The 1219-nt window shown below is 62.2% G+C and carries 1 protein-coding gene; it reads left to right on the forward strand.

The features are described from left to right. Nucleotides 1–1219, forward strand: a 1219-nt coding sequence (locus ACYQ6M_RS30325) for a VCBS domain-containing protein (RefSeq protein WP_460077688.1), incomplete at both ends; no start/stop codon positions are given.

A 1219-nucleotide genomic window follows, 5' to 3' on the forward strand; every position in this document is an offset into this window, starting at 1 on the left:
CGCACCGGATCGATATCACAGTCCACGGCACCAATGACGCCCCGGTGCTGAGCGCGGCGACGGCCTCGGCCACGGAGGACGGCAAGTCCGTCACCGGCCAGATGGTGGCAACGGATATCGATCATGGCGATCGCCAGACCTACGCGGCCGGCCATCCGGTCGACGGCTTCACCATGAACCAGGATGGCTCGTGGAGTTTCGATTCATCCCATCCCGCCTACCAGCATCTGGCGGCCGGACAGACCCAGCAGGTGACCATCCCGGTCACCGTCACCGACCAGGCCGGGGCGACGGACACCCAGAACCTCGTCATCACGGTCACCGGGACCGGTGATGCTGCAGTGATTGCAGGTGTGGATACAGGCAATGTAACGGAGAATGCCGCCGGGTCGAACATGTCGCCGGACTACGCCCAGCCGGGGGTGGCAACGCTGGGCAATTCACCTCTTTATGCCGACGGCAAGTTGACCATCGCCGACCCGGATGCCGGAGAGAACGCGTTCGACACGCGTCATGGGGCTTACGACTACCACGGCACCTATGGAGACCTCACCCTGAAAGCGGACGGAACGTGGCACTACCATGCCGATGCCGGTCACTGGACCGCACTGGGCGGTTATGCAACGACGCGCGGAACCGCCATCGACAAACTGGGGGACGGCCAGAGCCTGACCGACACGATCACGGTCTATTCCAAGGACGGCACGGCCCATGACATCGTGATCACGATCCATGGCAGCAACGACCGGCCCTATTGCTCTTCCGAAGTGCAACTGGCCAGCGGCACGGAAGACGTCGCCCAGACCCTGACACTGAAACAGCTTCTGGCGAACACGGTGGACGTGGATGCCAATGACGCGGGCAAGCTTTCCATCTCGGGCCTCAAGGTCGATCACGGCTCGATCCGGGACAATCAGGATGGAACGTTCACCTATACACCGGAAAAGGATTATAACGGTCAGGTCCACTTTACCTATGATGTGAAGGACGCCCATGGCGGAGTGACCCATACCGGGGCAAGCACAACACTGGCCGCAACACCGGATGCCGCCATCATCACCGGCACCGACACGGGTGACATCACCGAGGACAAGAATGTCGGACGCTCGTCCGTGCATCCGCTCGGCGTAAGCGGAATTCTGACCGTCCACGATCCGGATGGCACGGCCTTCGACCACTTCCAGTCCAACAGCCTGGGCGAACACGCGGTCTCGGACCC

This window comes from Roseibium sp. ROS1 (genome assembly GCF_054658215.1).